This window comes from Vibrio sp. QJM3NY_27 (genome assembly GCF_057785955.1).
In genome coordinates this window covers 2,047,215-2,072,606 of record NZ_CM173511.1, presented here as the reverse complement: position 1 = coordinate 2,072,606, position 25,392 = coordinate 2,047,215, and the positions used below count along the sequence as shown (strand labels likewise).

The window sequence follows — 25,392 nt, the reverse complement described above, 5'->3', positions numbered from 1 at the left end:
GTCTGGTCAATCTTGGTTATGCGATGGCTAATTCAACCCTAGACAGCTTTTGATTTTCATCATCAAGTAAAGCTTGAGAGGCTACTCGAGCCTGATTCGCATTGCCTGACATAATCGCGTCGTATATCGCTTTGTGCTCTTCTAAACAGAAACGACCGCCTTCGGCAGAGTGGTCGATAAATTGTTTGAAAATCGTCGACAGAATGTTCGCGAACGGAATGTAAAACTGGTTACCCGTCGATAAGAAAATCGTTTGGTGAAACAGATGATCGTTGGTTGTCCACTCTTGATAATCAAAGCCGTTTGCCGCGATGGTCATCTTTTGGAAAAGAATCGAAAGCTCTTTGCGTTGCTCTACCGTAGCGTTGGATGCCGCAAGCGCACACGCTTCTGGGTCAATCGCTTTTCTTAAGCCTAAGAATTGAGATAAGAAGGGTTTAGTGTCTTCTAAGTCTTGGATCCAATACAGCAATTGCGGATCTAAAAAGTGCCATTGCGTTCTTGGTTTGATACGAGTGCCCACTTTAGGCTTTGATTCAATCAACCCTTTTGCTGAAAGCAGCTTAGTGGATTCTCGAAGGGCAGTTCTGCTGACTCCGAAGATCTCGCACAGATCCATTTCGCTAGGTAACTTCTGATTTTCTTTCAACTCGCCAGACAAGATTTTGCGAGCAATTTGTCTCGCGACTTGAACATGAATTCGGCGGCTTGAATCTTCCACCAATGTAAATATTGACATTTAAACCACCTGAAATTGAAACTTTGAAAACAAAAAAAGCCAGACGAATCTGGCGCTTAGTGTCAGTGTATACGTCTAATATAGTGTGAGGTTTTCCCTCATCTACTTGGGTCTGATGACCTTATTTAGTGTGACGATCTTAACGACTTTATATAACTTAATGAGTTTATATAAGTCAGCTAGCTAGGGCGTTATCTGTCCGCCGTTAACATCTAGGATTTGCCCTGTGATGTACCCGCTGCAAGCGTGCGATGCAAAGAAAGCAAATGAAGGGGCAACTTCATCAATATTGCCAAAGCGTCCCATTGGAATATTGTTAGCAATGGTCGCTTTCAGATCGTCGCTCTTGCCATCGTGAAATGCGGTGTCGATCGTGCCCGGTGAAACAATGTTGAAACGGATATTGTCTTGCGCGAACTCTTTCACCCAATTGCGGTGAATGTCGTGTAACCACGCTTTAGATGCGGCATAGATACCAGCACCCACACCACCGCCTTCGCGAGCGGCAATAGAGCCCGTGCTAATCACACACGATGTTTGCCCCGATAGAGCAGCAGATGCACGCAAGTGTGGTATAGAGAACTTAGTTGTCATCAGCGCGGACCGAACATTTAGATTCATCACTCGCTCATAAAACTCGTCATCGATATTTTCTAGACTTGCACGCCCACCAAGGCCACCTGCGTTGTTAATCAACACATCCATGCCGCCAAAATGGTCAGTGAACTCTTTGACTAACCTTTCGCACTCTAATGTGTCCATTAGGTTTGCAGGAAAAAACGCAACATCGCCACCCAATGCGGTGAGTTCGGTAAGAACGTCATCGACTTTTGGGCTGAAAGCACGACTATTGATGCCAATCTTTGCGCCGTACTTTGCAAAAATGCGTGCAGTAGCTAAGCCCATACCAGCAGTAGAGCCAGTAATTAAAATGCGTTTGCCTTTTAAATCGTTAAACATCAGAGTCGCCTATATTGTAGATTATTTGCGTTAATAAATCATACAATAACACTTGCTATATTCAAGAGTGTTCATCTAAAAACTGATCATTACCGACATAAATAGTGAGAGTAAGAGTGGTTTTGTGAGTTCGCGCATACAAAAATGTGTAAATGAGAACTATTTGTATGAATAAATGGATTTGTTTTGTTTGATGATCTTAATACTTATAAGATTATCAAAATAATGCTCAAGCCTATATTGGTCGTGACCTCACGTTATTCTGATGCTGAGTTGGTAGAGATATTAATCGGTGTTATAGTACGAATTAAATAATACATATCTAATAAGTAAGTAGACACATGGCTGGTCATTTCAATTCTATTTCAGGCTCTAAGCGAAGCCTTCATGTGCAAGTTGCACGTGAAATCGCCCGTGGTATTTTGTCGGGCAATTTGCCTCAAGGTTCTATTATCCCTGGTGAAATGGCTCTGTGTGAGCAATTTGGCATCAGTAGAACAGCATTAAGAGAAGCGGTTAAGCTTCTTACTTCAAAAGGCCTATTAGAATCTCGCCCTAAGATTGGTACTCGTGTTGTTGACCGCGCGTTCTGGAACTTCTTAGATCCACAATTGATCGAATGGATGGACGGTTTAGCTGACACCGACCAATTCTGCCATCAGTTTTTAGGCTTGCGCCGTGCCATCGAACCTGAAGCTTGTGCGTTGGCCGCAAAATTTGCAACTGCGGAACAACGAATTGAACTATCAGAAATCTTCCAAAAAATGGTGGAGATATCTAGCGAAGAGATTCTTGATAAAGAGCGTTGGCTAGATATTGATATGAAGTTCCATAGCCTAATCTTCAACGCGACAGGGAACGACTTTTACTTACCATTCGGCAATATCTTGACGACTATGTTTGTTAACTTTATTTCTCACTCTTCTGAAGAAGGAAGTACCTGCATTGAAGAACACCGCCAAATTTATGAAGCAATCATGGCGGGGAACAGTGATAAAGCGCGTCAAGCGTCAGCGAGTCACTTGCTAGAAACGAACCACAGGTTACCAATCGCTAGTTAATGGTTTTAAAAAGATTTTTACTTTGAATCTTTGTTGGAACTAATTCATTGGAACTAAAAGGCACACCAGGAAAGCACGTTTAATACGTGCTTTTTTTGTATCTAAATTTGATGGAAACCTGACTGATGTCCAATATTTGACCTATTCTTTGCTGTTTTGTTAAAACCACTAGCAACCAGTCTTGTTAGTTATATAATAATACTAATCAAATTATTGCGAGTGTGATTATGCCTCAGTCTTTATTACCAAATATTCTTCAGTTTATCGGTCAGATAGACCCTTTCGATAAGATCCCTAAAGAAGCGCTGCGTGAACTTGCCTCTAATGTTCAGATAACTTACCTCGGCAAAGGGGATGTGGTTGATCTGTGTGAATCGGGCAAGGAAAAGTCGCTCTATATCATTCGAACTGGCTCTATGGAGCAACGAAAATCGGACGGTGTGCTTCGTGCACGTCTAGGTAGCGAAGACTTGTTCGGTTTTACATTCTTAGATTCTGAAGTTAACGATGAGAAAGGCTACAGAGCCATCGCAATTGAGAACACCTTACTTTATGTGATTCCACACTCGGCACTTCAAACGCTTTTCAAAGCCTTTCCAAGTTGCGCAGAACACTTCGCTTCACAGGCGCAGGTTCGCTTAAAGTCAGCATTGGATGTGGTGTGGTCAAATAAAGAGAAAGGCCTATTCATTCGTAAAGTCGAGGAAGTAGCAAGCGGGCAGGTGGCCATTGTTAAGTCTGAGCAAACTATCCAGTCGGTTGCGGTTGAAATGCTTCATCAACGCTCACCGTGTGCGGTGATCTATGAAGGTGACACCATTGTTGGTTTGATCACCGACCGAGACATGACTAAGCGAGTGATCGCCCACGGTGTCAGCACTGATAGCCTGATCTCAGAGGTAATGACACACTCTCCACTCACAGTGAAGCCGGATGATTTAGTGCTGCATGCTGCATCTATAATGATGCAATTCAATATCCGTAACTTGCCCGTCGTGAAAGAGAATAAGGTCGTTGGTCTCCTCACCACGTCTCACTTAGTTCAAAACCACCGTGTCCAAGCGATCTTCTTAATCGAGAAAATCAAATACGCGGGCAGTGTGAAAACCATGTCTTCGTTTACCCCAGAGCGACAAGCTATTTTTGAAGCGCTGGTGGAAGGCAAGGTTGCACCGGAAACCGTCGGTAAGGTAATGACCATGATCATGGATGCCTACACCCGCCGATTGATTCAGATCGCGATTGATAAGTTAGGCCCACCACCGTGTGATTTCTCTTGGATCGTAGCCGGATCGCACGCGCGTAATGAAGTGCACATGTTGTCGGATCAAGACAGCGCGATTGTACTGGCTGATGATGCGACAGACAGTGACCGTATTTACTTTAAACACTTAGCGATGATGGTGACCAACGGGTTGGCAAGCTGCGATTACCCATTATGCCCAGGTAAATTCATGGCAGCGACGCCAAAATGGTGTCAGCCACTCAATGTTTGGAAGCACTACTATAAAAAATGGGTCGCAAACCCTGAGTACGAACGCCTACTCAACATCAGTGTGTTCCTAGAGATCCGTACTATTTATGGCAACAGTGAGTTCGAAGGCATTCTTCGTGATGAGCTGCATACGAATATTCGCGGCAACCGTGAGTTCCTAAGTACGCTCGTGAAAGATGCGGTCAATACCAATCCACCTTTGGGTATCTTCAACAGCTTGGTGTTAGAGAAATCGGGTGAGAACAAGAAAACCTTGAACGTGAAGAAATACGCCATCAACTTGATTATTGATTTAGCGCGTATTTATGGCCTTGCTGTAGAGTGCGACTTGTCAGCCACTGATGAACGTTTCGCTGCTGCCAATGAAAAAGGCATGCTGAGCGATGACGCATTTAAGAATATTCTGGGTGCTTACCAGTTCATTCTCTCTTTCCGATTTGGTCATCAACTTGAAGCGCTGAAGAACGGGGATGTGCCTGACAACCACATCAACCCAGACAGTTTTGGTAGCTTTGAACGTAAGCACTTGAAAGATGCCTTTAGGATCATAGCTGATCTCCAAGAGGCGGCGAAGATTCGTTTCGGAGCGCGCTAATGAGAGCATTGTTAAATTATTTTCATCCGCTTGAGCGAGTCAAGCGCAAGCGAAAACAATACCTAAACACGGTTAAACTGCCTGAAGCACTACACGATCTTGTTGAACAGCCGTGTCCAGAGATGGCGGACTTGGCCAAAGACAGTGACTATATCGTGTTGGATCTTGAGACCACGGGTCTAGACAGCGAACAAGATCTGATTCTGTCCATGGGTTGGGTCGATGTGGTCAAGGGGCGAATAGACTTAGCGTCCGCCAAGCATATTTACCTGGATAACGATTCGCAGATCAACGCCGAAACCGCCGTGATCAACCATATTACGCCGCAAATGTTGGAAGAGGGCGCTTCTATTCATGATGCGATGCTGACGTTCTTCGAAGCAGCGAAAGGCAAGATTATTGTCGCGCACGCGTGCATGGTTGAAGAGAGGTTCATTAGCCAATATCTTCTTCGCTGCTACGGTTTACGAGCGATTCCTCTGCTTTGGCTAGACACATTGTGTATCGAAAAGAGTATGGAGAAAGCGATCAGCAACCATCAAGAAGTGGATTTGACTCTAGCAGGCACTCGCCAAAGATACGGGCTTCCTGAATACAATAATCATAATGCGCTTGCTGATGCAGTATCAACTGCAGAATTGTTTTTAGCTCAACAAAAGAGAGTTGTGCCTAACGATGACGTGACCGTTGCATTTCTCTATCGGATCAGCCACTAGGGTGAGGAGCGTTAAGTACTCGGCTCTTATTTGATTGAATTGATTTGAAAGAAGAAAAGCCAGCGATTAAGCTGGCTTTTGTTTAGGTCTTAGAAAATTAGGACAGTAATTATCTTAGATTCTTCATATTGGGTGCAGTTTAGAAGCTGTAAGTAAGACCTACACGGCTACGTAATTCACGAGTTGCTTTTGTTGAAGAAGTGCTCACATCACCAAATTCTACATACGGTGCCCATTGACCCATCATGTGGCGAATACTTGCGTTCAACTCGTAGTTGGTATCATCGTTATCGTAGATGTCGTAATCGTCAGCTTTGTAGTAGTTACCTTCAAAACCGAAACGCCAGTTTTCTATTGAGTAGTTAACGTTTGCCGTTAGACGATGACGACGCTGATTAGAAACGTTTTTATCAACCGTGATTGGTACACCGTCACTATCAACGATAACGTCGCCATTACTATCGAACTGGTACTCTGAGCTGCTCGTGTTCTGTCTCATATCGTAACGGTAACGAGCACTTAGGCTTAAACCGTCAATGCTATCCACTTTGTATGTTGCACGAACTTGAGGTTTATACGTAACGCCAGATTCGCGACCTTCAATCGGCATACCGTAAGTCATCGTCCAATTGTCGTTAAGTACGTGACGGTAGTTTAGACCAAGCTCCCAGCCATTATTCTTCAAGTCTTCCATGAATTTACCGTCTTCTCCCTTGAATTTTGCTTCGATATCTACAAGGAAGTTGCCAATGCTATCGCCAAGTTTTACACGAGTAGCGTGTTGAACTGTGTGACTTTTGTATTCGTGTCTCATATCGAAAGACGCCGCAGATACAGAGCCAGCAGCGAGTACAGATGCCACAGCAATCACGATTTTAGTTTTATTCATGGTATTAATTCCATATTTATAGGTTGAGTATTGGCCATAATTACAAGCCAAATAGAGTAGTTCTTGTCTTCAATGCATTTTTTTGTTGAAACGATTTCTTAGCCATTTCAAGTTTATTTTGCATTTAAATAATACAAATATGCTAACGATTTGAAGGTGCATGATCTGTGAATTGGATCGTGTTGTGGAGACAAAACCACTATTTACAAAGGGTTACAAAGTCGGCTTGTCTAGGTAAGTTTATGATTTTTAGTGTTTTATTTGTCTGTTGATAATGGTTTTTAAGGGTTTTGTTCATCAATTAATGTGCGCTACAGCAAAAAATTGAATCTTTAGATGTCATTTTTATTTGTAATACATTATTATTTACTAACTTTCAGCGGCGATACATATGTTTGACATGTTGAATGTATGCGCATGTAGAGCGTGGATAGGTGAACTGATGGTTCATCTCTGAATTTCCAAGAGTGGATTACAAGTTAAAACGCTTTAAAAGCGAACATGGTTTAAAGGCTCTAAGCGGTTGAAAGGTTATAAAGGTTATAAAGGGTATGAAAGGTGCAAAGCTAAACGTGGTTTAAAAGCTGTAGTGATTTAAAACCTACGGCATTTTGAAACTTAAAGTAGCTTAAAAGCATTCGGCATTTGCTTGAGGTGATTGAAAGCCTCAAACAGAGAAGGATTGAAGTGTAGTAGGCAAGTCAGTGACATAGCCTGCTATATAGGTCTGACTTTGGTGCGATTGGGAACAGTCGCTCTAAACTGATGACAAAAGAAGAAATCGTTGAAATGCTCGTAAGAGCATTTTGATTATTGCTCCCAACTATTCTAATTATAACTTCTGCTTTCCTTTAGAGAGGTAGGAGATGACAGTGAAGATCTGTCTTTGCGCTCATGTTGATACAGGCAACATGGGCGTTTTTTTTGCTTTGAATTCATGGGTTAGTAGGTGGTAGGACTGAGGCGGGATGTTCTTTTAAATTTCCAGAATCATTGGAGTTGATATCGTTGTATTAATATCGATGATTTTGTGTGCTTATTTCACTCTATTAAACTCTATTGAACTCTATTGAACTCTATTAAACTCTATTAAACTCTATTGAACTAACCGACAAGAAGCACTCATGCGTGATGACATGAATGCGTCTTGGAGTAGGTTTAGTCTATAAAAGGTTAACTTTGCGTCGGCATCCATACTTGTTTGGACGTAATTTTGTGGCCTTTAAAGGTCAGCTCCTCAATCTTATCTCCGTTCTGATTCCAACGAGTTAATGTACCATTAGCAATTTCACCGTCATCAAACTTGGTCTCACTGGCCTTGTGACCGTTCGGGTAATAATCCGTTACCAACCCATCTTTTTGCCCTTTGCTGTATTGAGCAGTAAGGCTCTGTTCGCCGTTTGGATACCATCGAGAGGCAACGCCTGACAATTCATTATCTTCATAATTGAGCTGTGCTTTTTTCTGACCATTGGGATACCAGGCTTCGGCTTTGCCCTGCAATTCACCTTTTTCGTAATTCACTTTAGAAGCGATCTGACCGTTCGGATACCAGTTGGTTTCTAGTCCAAGCTGCAGGCCGTCAGCGAATTGCGCTTGAGTTGCTATTTGGCCGTTATCGAATGCCTCTTCAAATTGACCAGTAAATGGTTTTGAGTGGTTGACTTGATAAGCGACACCTTTTCGCATCTGTAGATAATCAACAGCGTCTTCACGCGGTGTAGCTGCGTAACTCATAGAAGACATCGTACTAAGAGCAATCAATATTGGGATGTATTTCTTCATAATGACACCTTTTCATTGGACGGGGGAAAGTGTAGTCGGTGTGTTAAAAGCATTTCACTTCCGAGAATAACTGTCAGCACCTATTACTGGTTTTCAAGTTTTCATTATTAACGGTCTAATAAAGGGAACTTTTTAAAGCGAAATTGGGCGTTAAGATTGTCACATTTGTAATACAAATGAGTTGGATTGAATCATCTTTATAAATTATATGAAATGCTTGTTATGATGTCTGGTCGTGGATTTTCTAGTTACGATTAAAATTTTCTAATGATGATTTAGTCTTTTTTTGAGATTTAATTCACATTTAGAGGGCTTTCCCCCTCAATATAAAGACTTTGGTTGCCAGAGACTGCACTGGCTTGATGAATTATGCTCTCGAACGGTGCAACTTTGAACTCGATCACTTGTATGATTATTAGTGTGTAATAGTCTAAGATCGTCGTCACGCATTTAAGTTATTGTAGTACAAATATACTTGTCATCTATCTATAGTGAACCTAACAAAAAAACATAAATAAAAGGTCTCAAGATGGAACTCAATACCCTGATAGTTGGCATCTACTTCCTATTCTTAATTGCAATAGGGTGGATGTTCAGAACGTTTACAAGTACGACGAGTGATTACTTCCGTGGGGGAGGTAATATGCTGTGGTGGATGGTAGGTGCAACCGCATTTATGACCCAGTTCAGTGCGTGGACATTTACAGGTGCAGCAGGTAAAGCCTTTACTGATGGCTTTGCAGTAGCGATTATCTTCATCGCTAACGCATTTGGTTACTTGATGAACTACCTATACTTCGCTCCGAAGTTCCGCCAACTGCGCGTTGTGACGGTTATTGAAGCGATTCGTATGCGTTTTGGTAAGGTTAATGAGCAAGTGTTTACTTGGTCGGGCATGCCAAACAGTGTTATCTCTGCGGGTATCTGGCTGAACGGCCTTGCGATCATCGCATCGGGTATCTTCGGCTTTGACATGACGACAACGATTATCCTAACGGGTTTGGTTGTATTGGTAATGTCAGTAACAGGCGGCTCATGGGCAGTAATCGCATCTGACTTTATGCAGATGGTTATCATTATGGCAGTGACCGTAACGTGTGCTGTAGTCGCGGTCTACCACGGTGGCGGCGTTACACAAATCATCAATGACTTCCCAACCGATTCATTCATTACGGGTGATAACCTTAATTACCTAAGCATCTTCAGCATCTGGGCAGTGTTCATCTTCTTAAAGCAGTTCAGCATCACGAACAACATGCTGAACTCTTACCGTTATCTTGCAGCGAAAGACTCAAACAACGCACGTAAAGCAGCTTTACTTGCCTGTATCCTGATGACGCTTGGTCCAATCATTTGGTTCATGCCTTCTTGGTTCATGGCAGGTCAAGGTGTTGATTTAGCAGCCGCTTACCCTGAAGCTGGCAGCAAAGCCGCTGATTTCGCATACCTTTACTTCGTTCAAGAGTACATGCCTGCAGGTATGGTTGGCCTTCTGATTGCCGCGATGTTCGCTGCAACCATGTCTTCAATGGATTCAGGTCTAAACCGTAACTCAGGTATTTTTGTTAAGAACTTCTACGAGCCGATTCTTCGCCCTAAAGCGACAGAGAAAGAGCTAATGGTCGTTTCTAAACTCACGTCTACTTTCTTCGGCATCGCGATCATCTTGGTTGCACTGTTCATCAACTCGCTTAAAGGATTGAGCCTTTTCGATACGATGATGTACGTGGGCGCGTTGATCGGCTTCCCAATGACAATTCCAGCATTCTGTGGCTTCTTTATCCGTAAAACACCGGATTGGGCAGGCTGGGGCACGCTAGTTGTCGGTGGTGTGGTTTCTTACTTCGTTGGTTTCGTTATCACTGCTGACATGATCCAAAACTGGTTCGGTCTGAATGAACTGACAGGCCGTGAATGGTCTGACCTAAAAGTGGCTATCGGCCTTATCGGTCACATCATATTTACTGCTGGCTTCTTTGTTCTTTCAACGCTGTTCTACAAGCCATTACCGGCGCACCGTGAGAAAGACGTAGACAAGTTCTTCAACAACCTAGCGACACCATTAGTTGCTGAAAGTAATGAACAGAAGAAACTGGATAACAAGCAACGTCGTATGTTGGGTTCACTTATCGCGGTAGCGGGTGTGGGCGTAATGACTATGTTTGTACTGCCAAACCCAATGTGGGGACGCATGGTATTCGTTCTGTGTGGCTTGATTGTGTTCTCTGTTGGTCTGTTACTTGTTAAAGCAGTCGATGACAAAGTCGAGCAACAAGACGACGAAGTTACCCCTGCTGAAGGTTAAACCATAAAAATCCAAAAAATAAATATGCTCCAAGAAGCAAATATTTAGTACAACGGTCACCAATTTGGGTGGCCGTTAATTTGATAATCCAAGATTTAATGTGAGATGTACGATGAAGAAGAAATTAATTTCAGTAAGCATTATTAGCGCGTTTACGTTAGCGTTCGCAACGGGCTGCACTAGCCAAGAAACAGCGGCACCGGTGATCAGCGTGGTTGAACAAGCTGTTCCTGCTATTGGTGAAATCGATCGCAGTTACTTATTGAGTAGTGAGCGCTTAACTGAGGTGGATGGCAATACAATAAACGTTGCATCAGAAGAGCAAGTAGCCGCGCTTAAAGCACAATTTGAAAACCTAAAAGATGGCGACGAAGTTGTTATTCCTAACGGTAAATACGCGAACTTAGGTCAAATAACTATTACCGCGAATGACATTACCGTTAAAGCAGAGCAAGCCGGTTCTGTATGGTTAACTGGCCTAGTTCAGTTTGAACTTAAAGGTGATGACATCACGCTAGATGGCTTAGTCTTTACCGAAGGTGGTCCGAACGAAAGATTTGGCGGCGTTCGAATGATGGGCGACAACAACACTTTACAGAATTCAACCTTTTACTACTTTAACCACGCTTATGAATATCAACCCGATGAGCGTCGTTCTGAATACCCGAGATACCTGTGGGTTTCTCTGTGGGGTAAAGACGGCAAAGTGATCAACAACCGCTTTGAAGGCAAACAAAAGCGCGGTACGTTGATTGGTGTACAGAAAGATGATTCTGCAGACAATCACTTGATTGCTAATAACATCTTCATGGATCAGAAACCGAATCAGTTTAATGAATTCGACATCAAAGAAGCGATTCGTTACAACGGCAACAGCTGGGAAGCACTTCGTATTGGTGATTCAAAATCCTCTCAGTGGGATTCCAATTCAAAATTCGTGAATAACTTGATGATCGACATGGATGGCGAGCGCGAGCTTGTCTCAGTTAAGTCGGGTGGCAACACAATTTCTGGTAATACAATTTTTGAAAGTTCTGCTTTGATTTCTTTGCGTCATGGTAAAGGAAGTAGTGTTGAAAATAACATTATTCTAGGTAATAAAAAGAACTTAACTGGTGGCATTCGAATCTACGACGAAGACCATGTTATCCGTAATAACTACATTGCGAATACACGTGGACGTGACGGTGTGATTGAAGGCAATGCTGACCTACGTGGTGGTATCGTGATTAATACGGGTATCATTGATGTGGCAAACGGCGAAGAGCTAGATCAGTCGGTTAAAGGTAAAGAGCTTAACAAACAGTGGACGCCTAAAAACATCACCATCGAGAACAACTCATTGGTTGATACACAGTGGGGCATTATCTATGGCAATCAAACTCACCGTGTGAGCCTGTTCAATAATGCCGAAGTTGAAAAGATTTATGCCGGTGTTGATATCGCGTTTAATAATAACGTTGTCGATAATTCAGAGTCTCCAGAGTTTGTCAGTGTTCGCGCAACGGAAGATTACCCGTTAGTGAACGCAACGTATGAAAATGAAACATATGTTGGCCAAGTGACAGCATCTGAGCTGATTTCGAGCTACTCCGTTGAGTTACCAGCAATGACCGTCACTAATGGCATGAACGCTTATCAAGGTGAAGGTGCAGACGTGTCTAAACTTGCGGTTGTGACGGCTGAAACAGCGGGTCCAGATTACGTGCTTGAGAATACAACTAAGTAACTTATTTATTAACGCTAAACGCTAAACGCTTAATGGTTTGAGCTATCAAACAAATTTACGATAGCTGTCTGGGTCATTAAAACTTAAAAAGCCTCAACGGGTAATGCCTGTTGAGGCTTTATCGATCTTACGTCGTGACCATCTCAATCTTACATCGTGACTACTGTTATTTATACTTATGCAGCAGATCCCAAGGAATATTGCACAAGTGATGGTCTTCAGGGAACTGGCTAAGGTGATGCTGGTGGATATCATCACTGGCGGCATAACAGGTCAATGGCAAGATTTCGAGAGCAATGCGGTCTGCATCATCGCGAGAGGTAATATAGCGCTCAGCTTCAGTTAAGTGCAGGGCGTTAGTGCTGTAAACACCAGTGCGATATTTCTCACCCACATCGACGCCCTGTTTATTGACGCTGTATGGGTCGATGATCTCAAACAGATGTTCCATCAGAATGGTTACTGAAGTGATGCTTGGGTCAAACTCTATCTGGACACACTCCGCGTAGCCATCATAGTCACTATTATTTGATGTACCGTTTTCTGTTGTATTACTTTTTACGGCATCGATTTGTGTCTGTGCGGAGTTTCCATTCGCACGGCCTGCTTCTGTGCTGATGACACCCGGAACGTATTTGATAAATTCTTGTACACCCCACAAGCAACCGCCCGCCAAATAGATTTGTTCCATACTTACCTTTTACTTCTCTGTGTTTGTTGTTCGTTCGATGCGTGAATCAATATAGTGATATGCACATATAAAAAAGCGTGTATACAAAATAAGTGTGCACATAAAAACAAGTGTTTAGGTATTGTAAACCTGTGCGACTGAACAAACATAAGTCTAATAGGATTTGTGATTATATAAGCTAGTATTGCGTTGTCACCACCCCAAATTTCAAGATTAAGTGAGCGTTAGCCAACCATGTTTGATCAAATAAAAGATTTCATCAATCCGAGTAAGAATCCAGACCTCACACAGGCTCAGGAATACCAACGTCAGCATCTGCCGACACTGTGGCTGTTGGGCAAAACGGGGGCGGGCAAGTCGTCGTTTATTCAAGCGGTCACTGGTGATTCCTCTATTGAAGTGGGGAATGGCTTTGCTCCATGCACTATGACGGCAATGTCGTATGAGTTTCCTCAAATTAAGCCGGTAATGCGATTCCTCGATACCAGAGGGTTGGGTGAGGCGGATTATGATCCTAAAGAGGATCTAGAAGAGATCGGCCAAGCGGGTAATGCGTTAGTCGTGGTGATGAAAGCTGATGAGCCTGAACAGTCTGCCGTACTTACAGCTCTGAAACAGATTAAGAAACAAAAGAAAATTAAACACTTGTTGCTTGTTCATACTGCAGTTTTGTCTTCCAATGAAACAGACCGCGCAAGACAAATTCAATTCAACATCAACCAAGTAGAAACGGTTTGGGGTAAGGGATTGGAATCGGTTGCGGTGGATTTCGAAACGGATGACTTGAGCAATAACAGTGGCTCAGTTTACAACTATGACGTTTTGTTAGAAAAGCTGACCAACATCCTTCCTGTTATTGGAATGATGGTGGTAGACAAAGAGCATTCCACTCAAGAAGAAGCCAACTTTGACCAAGTCGAAAACGAAGTGCTTTGGTACGCGGGAAGCGCAGCGGCGAGCGACCTGATTCCGGGTGTTGGCTTAGTGTCTGTACCTGCGATTCAAGCGAAAATGCTTCACAGTTTGGCAAACCAATATGGGGTCGAATGGAACAAGAGAGTCTTCAGTGAGTTGATAGGCACTCTGGGAAGCAGCTTTGCTTTGCAATACGGAATGAAGCTGGGCACTCGACAGCTGATAAAGTTGATTCCGGTTTATGGTCAAACGGTCGGAGCGGTTGCAGCCGCAGCCATGAGTTTCGGTACCAGCTATGGTTTAGGTCGCGCGGCTTGTTTTTACTTCTATCATAAGAACAAAGGCGAAGAAGTCTCTGAAAAAGAGATGCAAAAGATTTACAAAGAATCCCTGAAAAAAGGTAAGGCGGCGTCGGGCTATGAAGAAAATTAGAAACCTATTTCGATTATTGGCCGTTCTGTCTAGTGGACGTTGGGGCATTGCTCTGATTTCGGCCATCTTCCCGAGCATCATCATGATGGCCTTTGGTCTTTTCTTGGCGATCAAATATGGCTACCTATTGGAAATGTCGATTGCCATTGCGGTGAGTACCTTGGTGTTCACCATTCCTTTATTCATTTCTAGCCGCTTTTCGCGTAAACCAACTTATAGTGACTCTTCTTCACATGATGAAAGTGACGTTCAACCTGAAGCCGGAGCATCGCCCAAGAATTCAGACATCAATGATGCGCTGGTTAAAGCGTCTGATGAATGGTCTCAAGCAGAGCTATCAATCTGGAACGCCTCGAAACACCATGTACGACAACAGTTAATGGTCGACATCGAGTGGGGTAATCTCGACCAAACCGGTTTAGAGGTACTTGAGTTCGTCGCCAAAAAGTTTGATAAGAAATCACTCGATTTTTCAATCCCTGAAGGACTTAAGCTGTTTGAAGAAGTGAGCCGACGATATAAGTTAGTGGTACGGGAACATATACCGGGCATTGAATATCTAAAGGTTTCCTATATCAAAGCGGGCTACGAAGCCTATGACAAGTACGGTGAACTAGGGCAGAAGATCGTTAAAGCCGCTATCTGGGGCAATCACCTTAAGAACCTGTATTTGAATCCATTGAAAGTGATTTCTGATTTAGGTCGAGAGCAAGCGACATCATCTATGACCAAAGGCGTGGTGGATGACATGCAATACGCCGCGAAACAAGCCTTACTCGATGAGGTGGCCGCGGTAGCGATTGATCTCTATAGCGGTCGATTCAGCATTGAAGATGAAGCATTAAGAGCGTCTGATGTTTCTGAAATAGATGAACAGCGCTTTGCACCAGAATTAGAGCCAGTAAGAATTGTGCTGGTGGGGCAAACAAGCTCTGGGAAATCCTCACTGATTAATGCGCTCAAGCAAGAGCTCGTTGCCGAGGTGGATGTATTGCCATCAACCGACACTTCAACCGTATACAACGCGTTTGTCGATGACAATGATGTTCGAGTGGTTGATCTTCAAGGGCTGGATGGCAATGCCAAAACCGAAGCTCTAATGCTTAAAGAGATGACCCAAGCCGATGTTGTACTTTGGGTTCTTAAAGCCAATCAATCGGCTCGTGAACTGGATAAGCAATTGAAGGGCAAGTTTGATGCTTTTTATGACGATCCTAAAAACATCTCACGCAAGAAGCCAATCGTTGTTTCGGTTGTGAATCAGGTCGATCGATTAAAGCCTGTTGATGAGTGGCAACCTCCGTATGACTTAGAGAACCCAACATCGGCCAAAGCAAAGATCATTGCTCAAGCTCTCGAATACAACCATATATTGCTGCAGTCTGATATCGTGTTGCCGCTCGCTATTGCGCCAGAAAAGACGATTTTTGGTTTAGAAGCACTCAAGCAGATGCTAATCGAAGGCATAGCTGATGCTAATAATGTGCAAAGAAACCGCCAACGTTTGGAGGCAATTAAACGGGGAACATCGGTTAAAGGCCAACTGAACAAAGTAGTGAAGGCCGGTAAGAAGGTCGCACCAAGTGCATTGAAGGCAGCGACACCAAAACTGGCTGAAATGGCCATCAAGCAAGTTGTGAAGAAAAAGTAAGTCATTCACTGCGAATACGGTTCTGGTGGGGTTTGAGCCTCATCAGAGCTTATCTTTTTAGCTCACTAGATTCTTAGAAGATAGCTTTTCAGAAAACAGCCATCTTCGCCCCTTATTAGAGATGTATTGAGTTTAAAAGAGATTCGATATTATTAAGTAACTCGCTGAACTAGTTTAATAGTATATAAACGACTGTGATTCACATTTTATATAACATGCTATCGTATTTAATTATCATTCTAAATGTTGATCACATTTATACTTTTCAAAGCTTTATTTATAAAACAATTGCACTATATTTAAATTTCGGATCATCTTGATTTCAACGTAGGGATATATTGTGAACATGTATCTGAAATGGCAATCAACAACATGGCTAACCTTGTTAGCTTGGTATACCTTAGATCACCAGCTCTCGTTCCGCCTTTCTTCAGAGTAGTACCCTCTAGGCGTCACGCGCCAGCAAAGCCCTTGAGTTTTGCCAATCCTGTTAATTTTGTCTTTAAGAAGCTTCGTAACCCATGCGGCCGCTATTTGTGTTGTTGTGCATGAGGTTCTTATCTCTTAGTTATTATTAATTGGATCCTAATCAATACGTTATTGATTAATAAATTATTTCTAGCTATTAATTTTTCATCGTAATTATCACGAGAGTGATCGTGCGTGAAATTAAATTAATGGTGATGACTCGTGACATTTAAAAATAATTAATTTGGCTTTTCCCGTTTAGGCTGAATTTGTTGAAAGGTACTATTATGGAAAACTTCAAGCATCTACCAGAACCGTTTCGTATTCGCGTTGTAGAACCAGTAAAAAGAACAACCTCTGCATATCGTGAGCAAGCCATTGTTGACGCGGGCATGAACCCATTTTTACTGGATAGTGATGATGTGTTTATCGACTTACTGACTGACAGTGGTACAGGTTCTATTACTCAGCGTATGCAAGCAGCGATGTTAATGGGTGACGAAGCTTACAGTGGTAGCCGAAGTTACTATGCGCTGTCCAATGCAGTGAAAGATATTTTTGGTTACCAACTGACGATTCCAACACACCAAGGACGCGGCGCCGAGCAGATCTACATTCCTGTTCTTATCAAGAAGCGTGAAATGGAGAAAGGACTCGATCGCAGCAAAATGGTCGCCCTGTCTAACTACTTCTTCGATACAACACAAGGTCACACTCAAGTGAACTGTTGTGTAGCGAAAAACGTCTACACCAAAGAAGCGTTCGATACTTCAGTGAATGCCGACTTTAAAGGCAACTTCGACGTTGTGAAACTGGAAGAAGCGATCTTAGAAGCGGGCGCTGCCAACGTTCCTTACATCGTGAGTACCATTACCTGTAACTCGGCTGGTGGACAGCCAGTATCAATCGCGAACTTGAAAGCTGTGTATGACGTGGCTCAGAAGTACGATATTCCAGTGATTATGGATTCTGCTCGCTACGCTGAAAATGCCTTCTTCATTCAACAGCGCGAAGCGGGTTATCAAGATTGGACAATCGAGCAAATCACGCGTGAGTCTTACAAATACGCGGATGGCTTAGCTATGTCTGCTAAGAAAGATGCGATGGTGCAAATGGGTGGCTTGTTGTGCTTCAAAGACGATTCTTTCATGGATGTGTACACAGAGTGTCGAACACTGTGTGTAGTTCAAGAGGGCTTCCCAACCTATGGTGGCTTAGAAGGTGGCGCGATGGAGCGTTTAGCCGTTGGTCTATACGACGGCATGCGTCAAGATTGGTTGGAGTACCGCATTGGCCAGGTTCAATATCTCGTTGATGGATTAGAAGCAATGGGTATCGTGTGTCAGCAAGCCGGCGGTCATGCTGCGTTTGTAGATGCGGGTAAACTGCTTCCTCATATTCCGGCTGGTCAGTTCCCAGCACATGCTTTGGCGTGCGAACTCTATAAAGTAGCAGGTATCAGAGCGGTTGAGATTGGCTCATTGCTGCAAGGCCGCGACCCAGCAACAGGTGAACAGCATTCATGCCCTGCGGAGCTATTGCGCTTAACCATTCCACGCGCGACGTACACACAAACCCACATGGATTTCATTATCGAAGCATTCGAAAAAGTGAAAGAGAACGCTGGGAAAGTAAAAGGGCTCGACTTTACCTATGAACCGCCTGTGTTAAGACACTTTACAGCGCGCTTGAAAGAGGTTGAAACCGTTGAAAAACAAACCGAAAAAAAGAACGAACAAACGCTCGAAGAAGCATTTTAAAATAAAAAAATAAGCGAATAGTCATCAGAACCCTAATCAAAGGCTCCCACAGGAGCCTTTTCTTTTTTGAATGGTAGGGGAGTTAGGTAGTTTAGCTTTTAACCCGTTAAATGCTGAACTACGCTTGTTTGTTTTTTAGGGTGGATTTCAACATTTGGAATAACCATTGATTCAATGGAGCATCTTTTTGAGAGCGACGGCAGCTCATTACATAGCTGACATCGATAGTCAGCTTTTCCGGCAAATCAATACTTCGACATCCATCTGGTACGCTGCCATTGAGAGTGATACCAAAATAGTCAGATTTAAGTACGACATCATGAATCATTGCAGGGTGGTCAACTTCTACTTTAGGGTTTATCTGAAAACCTATGTTTCTAAGTCGCTCAAGGATCGGATATTTGTTGTCATTCCATCCAGGGGTTTTAAACAGAATGATTGGATAGTTGGCGAGTGACTCAAAATCTTTTGCAGGATGGCCTTCTCTGACGAAGAACACGACTTTTCCTTTTCCAAATTCTGTCTGAGAAATTGACTGTGGCAGGGTTTCATCAAAGTAGTGCACCGCTATTGCTTCTTCGCCGTCGATGAGCCTATTTTTAACATTGCTTCCCCATCTAACGAACGAGTAGTGAGCATGCGGGGCTTCTTTACTCAAAGAAAAGTAGAGTTTCGAACCAAAGCGCTCCCAGAAAAGCGTATTCGCGTAGATTTTGATATCGCCTTGGTAAGTTTCAGGGGAAAACTCTTGATGCTTTATCGCTTCTACACTACTCAGAATCTGCTCAAAATTAGCGATATTGGCTTCTACGAATGAAGTAGGTTCGAAACCTTGTTTGGTTTGAATGAACAAGGGATCGTCGAGTTGAACCTTTAACTTAGACAAGTTTTTACTGATTGCCCCCGCCGTTTTGCCCAACGACTCTGCGACCAAACCAACATGACGAAGTTCGTACATACGTTTGATGACCAAGATATTTTGGATATCTAAATTGAAGTCCACAAGCACTCCGAATTGAGTTGATAAGGATGAGCTCTCGCGTTAGTTACACGAAAGAAAAACATCTGACCTTAGTATCATAGTCTTGAGAGTCTCTAGTTAAGACAGAACAGCGTCAAAATGTGACTATTACATTGATTTAAAACTGTATTGATTGTGAGCGATTTCTATTTTGTAAATCTTGGTTTTCCTCGAGTGCACAACATCGGGTTGTTAAAGTTACCTCAACAAAGCAACACACTAACCAAACAACAAGAATTAAAACAATAAGAGGTGACGTATGAAAAAACTAATCGCATTAGGCTTAATGGCGCTTTCAATGAATACTGCATTTGCTGCCGATGGTACGTATACAGGTACTATCGACATGACAAGAAGCGAAGGTAATCAAGTAAAGGCTGAGCGTGTTGAATCTGACTTAACACTGGAAGGAAGAAATGAAGCGTCTAACGGCGGAATCCAATTCCAAAAGAACGTAGATCAAGATCAAGCGATCCAGCTTACAGGTCGTCGTGATTAACGTTAAAGATGTGCTTACCATTGTCATGAGAAATGCTGCGCCCTTGGGTGCAGCATTTTTCGTTTTGGGATTTGGAGTGTTTTATAAAACCTAGTGATCTAGCCTTGGCATGTTGTGTAACGTGTGGCATTTTGTTCTCTAACTCTAACTCTAACTCTAACTCTAACTCTAACTCGCAATAAGGTGTTGGTTAAGCATTACAAGCCAGTAAGCGAACGATTCGAAAAGGACAAGGAATGACTCAAAAAGAAACGGGAATGATTCGTCATATTCTACTGATTAAGTTTAAAGAAAACGCAGAGGCTTCAGAGGTTCAAAAACTAAAGATGCTGTTTGAAGTGATGCCAAACAAGGTTGACGGGGTAACTTCAGTAGAGTGGGGGTTAAATGACAGCCCAGAGAATAAGAACCAAGGTTATACCCATTCAGTTTTAATGACGTTTACGGATGAAAAGGGGCGTCAGAACTATCTTCCACATCCAGAGCATGATGCGCTGAAAGATGTATTTCGTCCCTTGCTAGACGACATCATCGTGTTTGATTACTCCCTATAATTAGTCCTCTCTGTATGCTCTCTAAAGCCTAAAGCCTAAAGCCTAAAGCCTAAAGCCTAAAGCCAAAGCCAAAAGCCCAAAGCGATAAAAGCGTATATACCTAAAGTTTATTTACACAAGGTATATACGCTGAGTCATCTCGAATAACGAAGCGTTAGGGCTTGTGTTGCAGAGCCCTAAACGAGAAAGCCCTAATCAAAAAAAGCATCAACTACTCTGTAGGAGAGATAGTCACCGGGGCGAACGAAGCTACTGCATTTCCGCCGGCACCTGGGTGATCAACATAAGAAGTGTTTTGCATTAAGGTGTAGTACACGTCCACAAAGTCATCATCATTCACTAATACACCATCAGGAATCACATCGATAATCTTGCCTGTGATCTGAGGGATGATCGCATAACCCTGAACTTCCGGATCAGGAATCATCTTCAGTATCTCTTCTGCGGCTTGAACCAAGAGTTTTGCTAGCGCTTTATAATCTGTTCCATCATCGTGTTCCATTAAGATCATGTCTGCAGCGCCCCAGCGGTAGCGAGGCCAGAAAATGACCGTTTGATTTGGGTAGTACGTCTGTTTGTCGTAGTCCAGATAAGGCATTTCTACTAGATCTATTTGTGGCTCTAAGCGGCTTGAATCTACACCTGTCACAATGGCGTAGATTTCAGCTTTGCCAGAGATCCACGGTTCTTGGTCTACAGCCAAACGGATCTTTTTCAACTGAGTGGTATTCAACGGCTCAGGTTCTGACATAGCCATGGAGCGCGTAGCCTTACCAATAAATGTTTGTGTCTGAGTGCTACGGCTTTCATTGTTGCTGCTTGTGTTTTTGGAGCCTGAATTAATTTGCGTTGTAGTACCCAGCTTTTGCATCTCTGCCTGCATTGCCATTAAGCCTGCTTTGAGCTCTTCAGCACCGTTACTATCAACCACAAACACTGGGACGTCTGGCATTTGGTACACATCGAGTTCATGAACTTGTCCGTACACGTCATACGCTTCAATATATTGCCAATTCGAATCATCGCCTGATGGTTCAAATGCGAATAATGGGCTTTCGCCGTTCTTCCAGGCTTCAATCATCGCTTCATCAGCCATGCGAACCTCTAACACAGAGTCGCTGAAGTCGTTGATCCCTTTCATCTTGCGATAACCAAGATCCGCTTTCTGCATCCGGCTTGAAAATGTAGAGTAGGGCTGAGTAGAGCTCAATTTATCTACAGGCGCGGATAAGTTCTTTTCTGAGATCTGAGCCTTCAATGAATGCTCAAGAACGGAATAACGCTCGCTGATTTGTAACGCCAAAGATTGTTTTTGTGCTGAGGCGTTCTCCGAAAGAGAGCGCGAGTTTACTGTGTCGATATTGTTTGCATAGGACTGGAAGCCAACCACTGTCGTTGCAAGCACCATACTGATAGAAAAAGATGGTCTCATAAATAATCCTTATTTTAATTTTTATCATTAATAGAGCATTTGCCCTATAAGGATTAACCTATCAGTAACGTGAATGTGTTCAAAAGTTAGTCAGTTATTTTTGTTTCGTTGTGCAGCACAGGATCTCAATTTAAACTGTTTTTATAAAACAATGCCTAAGTAACCTTGATATTTATAAATTAATAAACGTATCAGTAAATAACTTACAATATTATTAACTACTAGGGTGTGTCATAAAAAAAACCTACTCAAAGTGAGTAGGTTTTTATTTCGCGGTTAACCGCTAGTTCTCGATTTACAACTTGTTTGAGAGGTTCGCTCTAACTCAATCTAAACGTAATGTTAGCCCTGAGTAGTTCGAGTATCCGCGCAGTAACACATGATAGGTCACGCCCGGCTGAGCGCTCACACTGCACTGCTCGTTGTTTCCAGCGCGATAAGGGCGACAATCGTAACTCGATGTCGTTGGCTTGCTGCCCGATTTCACGTAAAGGTCGGCATCGCCTGAACCGCCCGACATTGAAACCGTCACGCTGGATGCAGAATCCACAGTGAACGTGTAGAAATTCTCTGAGGATTGATTCCCGCTCAAGTTCGCAATCGGTGTGCCTTTCGTTAATACATTGCCAGTTGGAGGCATTACACCACAACTCGCATTCACGCCTACCGTATTAAAAGCATCTTCAACATCAGCAACCACATAGCCCATGTCTGCTGCGGCTTTCGCAACACCACAAGCACCAGCGTCAAAGGTACTGTTTGCCGTCCAATACAGTTGGTTTGCGACTGTGAATATTTCAAAGCCCTTACGTACATTCCAACCCGATTTGTTCGCTAAAAGGTAAAAGGCGCGGTTGTAAACACCGCTAGATAAGTGAACGTTCAAACCGTCGTAATATTGAGAGACATGATCAATCGATCGTCCATCTTTTGAAGGTTGATCAAAGTAACGCAAGCCACCTTCAGACTTGAATATATCGCTACCGACCACCCAATCCACATTGCCACGCAAGTAGTATTCAGCCGCTTCGCCTGCAATGTCTGAGAAGGCTTCATTCATACCACCCGACATATTTCGGTACACAAGACCGGAGTTTTGCTCTGTGAAGCCGTGGCTGACTTCGTGAGCACTCACGTTGATATCGACCAATGGGTAAAAGGTGTTTTTGCCATCCCCAAATGTCATGGATGAGCCATTCCAAAAGGCGTTTTCATAATCGGTACCGTAATGAACGCGCATCGTCAGCTGGAAAGTTAAAGGCGACGTGTTCATCCACTCTTTGTACATATCGAATACGACATTACCAAAATAGTGCGCATCGTTAAGAGGCGAGTAAGCCCCGTTAATGTATTTATGATCGGTGTAGTTGGTGCCGTCGGCACAGTTGTAGCTGTAGGCTGCGCTGCCAGAGGTTCCGCTCCTCAAATCGACTGTCTTAACTGATTCATTTTCTAACTTACAAGTCGTGCCTGTTTTGTCGATGGTAAAGCTAGGGAAGTCACTACCATATTCATATCGAGTGGTTTTGATATTACCACCGGGGCCAGTACCCAATGCTTTAGCGTGGTTTAGTCCATTCCATTTTTGGAGCACATCGCCAGTCGTAGCATCAATAAAGTAGAAAGGGCGCTCTGGCATAGATGACGCGATAAAGAAATCGACCAGGTACACAACTTGGGCGACTTGGTTCTCATCCAATCTCACCATCAGTTTCGCGTTTTTATTTTCAATCGACTTTTTGCCGACGGTAAACGTGCGATGAGCGGACAGTGCGGCTTCTATAGCTTGTTCCTGATTTAGCTTTGGCGCGATGCTGGATAGGTCACCGCTGATCCCTTGTGCCATGGAGCCGAACACCTGAGTGGGTTGGTTCTTGGAAAGGGTGGCGACAACGGAGGTATCAAAGACGGGTAAACCTAGGTGAGTTTGTTGATAGCGGACTTTGGTTTTTCCATTGGGTAATACCACCCGTTTAACTTCAGAAAAACCTAATTCAAGTGGAGCAACACTCTTCGACTGAGCGACGAGGCTTTGTTGTAGTAATGCATCATTATCGACTCTGACCATTTCTGCAGCGTGTGCATTAAAGCCAAAAGATGTACCTAGAATGGCTGCTATTTTCCAGCTTAGTTGACGTTGTTGGTTCATTTTTCGTTCCTGATTTTAATATAAACTCCTTCTTCCCAACGGCTTTATAGGAAGTCTATATGCAACACATTTGTGCCATGTGTTGCGAATCAAGATTGGAAGAGCATTTGGAATTATGACAAGTTTATCAGGGAGATTTATTTTTAGAGTATGTAATTCAAAGTTTACAAAAATCCTTATTGATCAAATTGTTTTTATAAAATACAATTTTATTATTTATCGTAAACGTATGAAGGGGAGGGAGTTATTAAAATCTGTTTTGTTTGAATTGATAGAATAAATTTATTTAAGTTAACCTCGATATTTTTCTGTTTTTATCTTAATTACAAATGAGTAAATAACCGAGTTTTTGGAAGTTGAATATTGTCCTTATTATCAATAGTAAACTTGTTTTAACAATACTACTAAGCACAGAACTCACCTTTTGTAACACTTAGCCTCGTTAGATAGGAAAACATCTACATTTTGTTGTTCAATCACAAACTAAGAACGATAAGTCATTGTTATAGATAAAGTAAGTCGCTTAAGATAGACCGCATAAGAAACTAGACAGAAACTCTGTATTTGAATACAAAATTTCTTTGTTTGGTAGTACTTATATGTTTGCTGAGAGAATATTAATAATGCAATTCTAAAGTTCTCAAAAACCTTGGTTCATTGTCTACTCTATAGTCTTGACGCTCTGTTTTTTGACAAGAGCGGCTTTAGCTATATTTACTTGTATGTATACACATTGAAGAGCAGGTGTTTAGATTGTTGTGAAATGCATATAACCAAAAATTTAATCTAGTTCGCAAACTTTCGGCATTCTCGGTTTGAATCAGATCTCGTGTTTACGGCATAATTGTTAACGCAGAGAGGTAGTGTTAATCGTTAATTAATAGGGCGTAATAGCCTATTCATTTTGGAGAGCTCAGTTTGACTCAAGTAGACCGTTCGCTTTGTAAGCACTGTGCTGCGATATTGTATGTGGATTTTGTAAATAGACCAGCAAATCGCTGCTCAGAGTGTCAAGGGTGGCAGAACTCAAGAAGCATTTTGGATATGTCCAACTTAGTTCTTACAGGAATTGTATCTTTTATCACTATTTCACTTGCATTCTGGAAACCTATCCATGAATTAGTTGCTGATAAAGTGCCCAAAATACATTTAAGTGTATTGACAACAGATTATCGTCAAATGTCTTTTTTTGTTTCGAACACAGGTAAAGCTCCGGCTGGAATTGTTGAAATGTATGTGGTGATAAACGAAGGTAAACCAATGAATATTCCTGTTGGTAAGAAGTATTGGGGGACTCTACTTGATAAAGATGAAGCGAAAGCGTTTAAAGTTTCCCATGAATCGAGTGGTCTACCTATACAATCAAATCCTGATCATTTTATCTATGACAAAAAGAATGTTATTAATTGTATATTTGTGCTGACATATAAAAATCTAGGCACAAAGCTTAGTGAAGATACTGAGTATGACTATCCATGCTACAACTATAGTCCACTCCCAAAAGGTTTAAAAAGGAAAATGTTTGACAGGTAGGCGAGGTTATACA

Annotated in this window: 19 protein-coding genes; 11 read left to right on the top strand and 8 right to left on the bottom strand. The window is 42.6% G+C overall.

Annotation, left to right across the window (positions count from 1 at the left end):
- Positions 1 to 16 precede the first annotated feature (16 nt).
- Both AC3CIA_RS09345 and AC3CIA_RS09340 read right to left on the bottom strand, forming a co-directional pair.
- Complete coding sequence (locus tag AC3CIA_RS09345) at positions 17 to 739, bottom strand: FadR/GntR family transcriptional regulator (protein ID WP_488518029.1); 723 nt, start codon at positions 737 to 739, stop codon at positions 17 to 19.
- A gap of 183 nt (positions 740 to 922) precedes the next feature.
- Positions 923 to 1,699 carry an SDR family NAD(P)-dependent oxidoreductase gene (locus tag AC3CIA_RS09340; RefSeq protein WP_017092960.1) on the bottom strand — a complete coding sequence of 259 codons (777 nt, stop codon included), beginning with the start codon at positions 1,697 to 1,699 and terminating at the stop codon, positions 923 to 925.
- Positions 1,700 to 2,040: 341 nt separating this feature from the next.
- Here AC3CIA_RS09340 and AC3CIA_RS09335 point away from each other — a divergent pair, with 341 nt between their 5' ends.
- From AC3CIA_RS09335 to AC3CIA_RS09325, 3 genes are all read left to right on the top strand, one after another.
- A complete protein-coding gene (locus AC3CIA_RS09335) occupies positions 2,041 to 2,760 on the top strand; it encodes a FadR/GntR family transcriptional regulator (RefSeq protein ID WP_054547416.1) in 720 nt (239 codons plus the stop codon).
- 227 nt (positions 2,761 to 2,987) lie between these two features.
- Positions 2,988 to 4,850: a DUF294 nucleotidyltransferase-like domain-containing protein gene (locus AC3CIA_RS09330; RefSeq protein ID WP_488518028.1), complete on the top strand. Its 1,863-nt coding sequence runs from the start codon at positions 2,988 to 2,990 to the stop codon at positions 4,848 to 4,850.
- Entirely contained in the window at positions 4,850 to 5,566 is a 717-nt protein-coding gene (locus AC3CIA_RS09325; RefSeq protein ID WP_054547418.1) for a 3'-5' exonuclease, read from the top strand. The genes AC3CIA_RS09330 and AC3CIA_RS09325 overlap by 1 nt, the downstream gene beginning before the upstream one ends.
- A 139-nt stretch (positions 5,567 to 5,705) precedes the next feature.
- On the opposite strand, the gene AC3CIA_RS09320 is transcribed toward AC3CIA_RS09325, so the two are convergent.
- Positions 5,706 to 6,455 carry an oligogalacturonate-specific porin KdgM family protein gene (locus tag AC3CIA_RS09320; protein WP_488518027.1) on the bottom strand — a complete coding sequence of 250 codons (750 nt, stop codon included), beginning with the start codon at positions 6,453 to 6,455 and terminating at the stop codon, positions 5,706 to 5,708.
- 1,173 nt (positions 6,456 to 7,628) lie between these two features.
- The gene (locus AC3CIA_RS09315) at positions 7,629 to 8,240 is read right to left on the bottom strand and encodes a toxin-antitoxin system YwqK family antitoxin (protein WP_145564505.1); all 612 of its coding nucleotides are present in this window, start codon (positions 8,238 to 8,240) and stop codon (positions 7,629 to 7,631) included.
- A gap of 529 nt (positions 8,241 to 8,769) precedes the next feature.
- On the opposite strand from AC3CIA_RS09315, the gene AC3CIA_RS09310 reads away from it, so the two are divergent.
- Entirely contained in the window at positions 8,770 to 10,545 is a 1,776-nt protein-coding gene (locus AC3CIA_RS09310; protein ID WP_488518026.1) for a sodium:solute symporter family transporter, read from the top strand.
- A 112-nt stretch (positions 10,546 to 10,657) separates the two neighbouring features.
- The gene (locus AC3CIA_RS09305; RefSeq protein ID WP_488518025.1) at positions 10,658 to 12,274 is read left to right on the top strand and encodes a polysaccharide lyase 6 family protein; all 1,617 of its coding nucleotides are present in this window, start codon (positions 10,658 to 10,660) and stop codon (positions 12,272 to 12,274) included.
- A gap of 166 nt (positions 12,275 to 12,440) precedes the next feature.
- Here AC3CIA_RS09305 and AC3CIA_RS09300 read toward each other — a convergent pair whose 3' ends face one another.
- Entirely contained in the window at positions 12,441 to 12,965 is a 525-nt protein-coding gene (locus AC3CIA_RS09300; RefSeq protein ID WP_488518024.1) for a peptide-methionine (S)-S-oxide reductase, read from the bottom strand.
- Positions 12,966 to 13,199: 234 nt separating this feature from the next.
- Here AC3CIA_RS09300 and AC3CIA_RS09295 point away from each other — a divergent pair, with 234 nt between their 5' ends.
- The 3 genes from AC3CIA_RS09295 (at position 13,200) to tnaA (ending at position 18,191) form a co-directional block, all read left to right on the top strand.
- Positions 13,200 to 14,312, top strand: coding sequence for a YcjF family protein (locus AC3CIA_RS09295; RefSeq protein WP_488518023.1), 1,113 nt, complete (start codon positions 13,200 to 13,202; stop codon positions 14,310 to 14,312).
- Positions 14,299 to 15,963: a GTPase family protein gene (locus AC3CIA_RS09290; protein ID WP_488518022.1), complete on the top strand. Its 1,665-nt coding sequence runs from the start codon at positions 14,299 to 14,301 to the stop codon at positions 15,961 to 15,963. Before AC3CIA_RS09295 ends, AC3CIA_RS09290 begins: the two co-directional genes overlap by 14 nt.
- Positions 15,964 to 16,718: 755 nt before the next feature.
- Positions 16,719 to 18,191 carry a tryptophanase gene (gene tnaA / locus AC3CIA_RS09285; RefSeq protein WP_488518021.1) on the top strand — a complete coding sequence of 491 codons (1,473 nt, stop codon included), beginning with the start codon at positions 16,719 to 16,721 and terminating at the stop codon, positions 18,189 to 18,191.
- 118 nt (positions 18,192 to 18,309) lie between these two features.
- Here the strand turns inward: tnaA and AC3CIA_RS09280 are convergent, their stop codons facing one another.
- Entirely contained in the window at positions 18,310 to 19,194 is an 885-nt protein-coding gene (locus tag AC3CIA_RS09280) for a LysR substrate-binding domain-containing protein (protein WP_488518020.1), read from the bottom strand.
- Positions 19,195 to 19,471: 277 nt separating this feature from the next.
- On the opposite strand from AC3CIA_RS09280, the gene AC3CIA_RS09275 reads away from it, so the two are divergent.
- Together AC3CIA_RS09275 and AC3CIA_RS09270 are read left to right on the top strand one after the other, a co-directional pair.
- Complete coding sequence (locus tag AC3CIA_RS09275; RefSeq protein WP_065111198.1) at positions 19,472 to 19,711, top strand: VPA0252 family protein; 240 nt, start codon at positions 19,472 to 19,474, stop codon at positions 19,709 to 19,711.
- Between the two features lie 236 nt (positions 19,712 to 19,947).
- Positions 19,948 to 20,265 (top strand): Dabb family protein, encoded by a 318-nt coding sequence (locus tag AC3CIA_RS09270; protein ID WP_488518019.1) that lies wholly within the window; start codon positions 19,948 to 19,950, stop codon positions 20,263 to 20,265.
- Between the two features lie 211 nt (positions 20,266 to 20,476).
- Here AC3CIA_RS09270 and AC3CIA_RS09265 read toward each other — a convergent pair whose 3' ends face one another.
- Positions 20,477 to 21,697 (bottom strand): DUF3103 domain-containing protein, encoded by a 1,221-nt coding sequence (locus tag AC3CIA_RS09265; protein ID WP_488518018.1) that lies wholly within the window; start codon positions 21,695 to 21,697, stop codon positions 20,477 to 20,479.
- Between the two features lie 325 nt (positions 21,698 to 22,022).
- Positions 22,023 to 23,846 carry a M4 family metallopeptidase gene (locus AC3CIA_RS09260; protein WP_488518017.1) on the bottom strand — a complete coding sequence of 608 codons (1,824 nt, stop codon included), beginning with the start codon at positions 23,844 to 23,846 and terminating at the stop codon, positions 22,023 to 22,025.
- Positions 23,847 to 24,764: 918 nt separating this feature from the next.
- On the opposite strand from AC3CIA_RS09260, the gene AC3CIA_RS09255 reads away from it, so the two are divergent.
- Positions 24,765 to 25,379 (top strand): hypothetical protein, encoded by a 615-nt coding sequence (locus AC3CIA_RS09255; RefSeq protein ID WP_488518016.1) that lies wholly within the window; start codon positions 24,765 to 24,767, stop codon positions 25,377 to 25,379.
- Positions 25,380 to 25,392 lie beyond the last annotated feature (13 nt).